We start from the raw sequence: 1,125 nt of genomic DNA, 5'->3' as shown, positions 1-1,125 counted from the left end.
AATGAACGAAGAAGCGCGTATGCGTTTGTGGCTCGAAATCGAACTGCAAAAAGCCCTGCAGCAAAATGGTCTTGAAGTTTGGTATCAACCCAAAGTGAACGCCCGTGATTTCAGTATCAATGGCGCAGAGGCTTTAGTACGTTGGAAACATCCGGTTGAGGGCTACATTAGCCCAGGATCATTTATTCCTGTGGCGGAACGAGCAGGTTTGATTGAGCATCTGGGTCGCGTGGTGATGCGTGATGTATTCAACACCGTAAAACGCTGGAAACAACAAGGCATTTTGCCGGGTCGCGTCGCGATCAACCTGTCTCCAGAACAGTTTGGCAACCCTCAGTTGATCGACTTTATGGAGAAACTGCTGCGCACAACCGAACTTGATCCAAGTTGCATCACGTTTGAGCTAACGGAAAGCGCGGTGATGAGTGACAGCGAACATACGCTGCAAATGCTGAATGCGATTAAAAAGCTGGGCTTTGCTTTGTCGATCGACGACTTTGGCACTGGGTATTCGTCACTGTCGTATTTAGCTCGTTTCCCGATTGATGAACTAAAAATCGACCGTGCGTTCATTAATGACATTGATGCCCTGCCAAAACAGGTGACCGTCATCGAGAACATCATCAACTTGGGCAAATCTTTGGAACTAACGGTCGTTGCAGAAGGCGTAGAAACGCATCAGCAAGCTACTTTGCTTTCCAACCTTCAATGTAACTCGATTCAAGGTTTTCATTTCTACCGACCTCAGCCAAAACATGAAATCGAAGAGTTGTTTGTGCAAAACCGCCGCCACAAAAACTGATCCCCCTACTTCGTCAAATCAAACCTTTACCCCTACTCTCAAGGGGTAAATATTGAGTTTATTGAGCTAAACCTAACTTAGGTCAAATTAGCTATTCATAATTCTTCATAAAATGCGGGCACCTTTTCCTTCTCTATGATTGTGAGCATATGGAACTCTTGTGTCCTGCGGGTAACCTGCCTGCGCTAAAAACCGCGATTGATTGCGGTGCAGATGCCGTGTACATCGGCTTCAAAGACGATACCAACGCGCGTCACTTTGCTGGTTTGAACTTCAACGGTAAAAAGCTAGAAAAGGCCGTGCAATATGTGCATGACCACAAC

The 1,125-nt window shown here is 46.3% G+C and carries 1 protein-coding gene and 1 pseudogene; both read left to right on the top strand.

Annotation, left to right across the window (positions count from 1 at the left end):
• Positions 1-802, top strand: an 802-nt coding sequence (locus R7E42_RS25115) for an EAL domain-containing protein (protein ID WP_318073256.1), incomplete at its 5' end; no start/stop codon positions are given.
• Positions 803-951: 149 nt separating this feature from the next.
• Positions 952-1,125, top strand: a pseudogene (locus tag R7E42_RS25110) (U32 family peptidase); the annotation flags it as partial.

The sequence above is a fragment of the Vibrio sp. Vb1337 genome (assembly GCF_033338715.1).
Classification (GTDB): Bacteria; Pseudomonadota; Gammaproteobacteria; order Enterobacterales; family Vibrionaceae; genus Vibrio; species Vibrio alginolyticus.
This window is presented reverse-complemented; position numbering and strand designations above follow the sequence as displayed.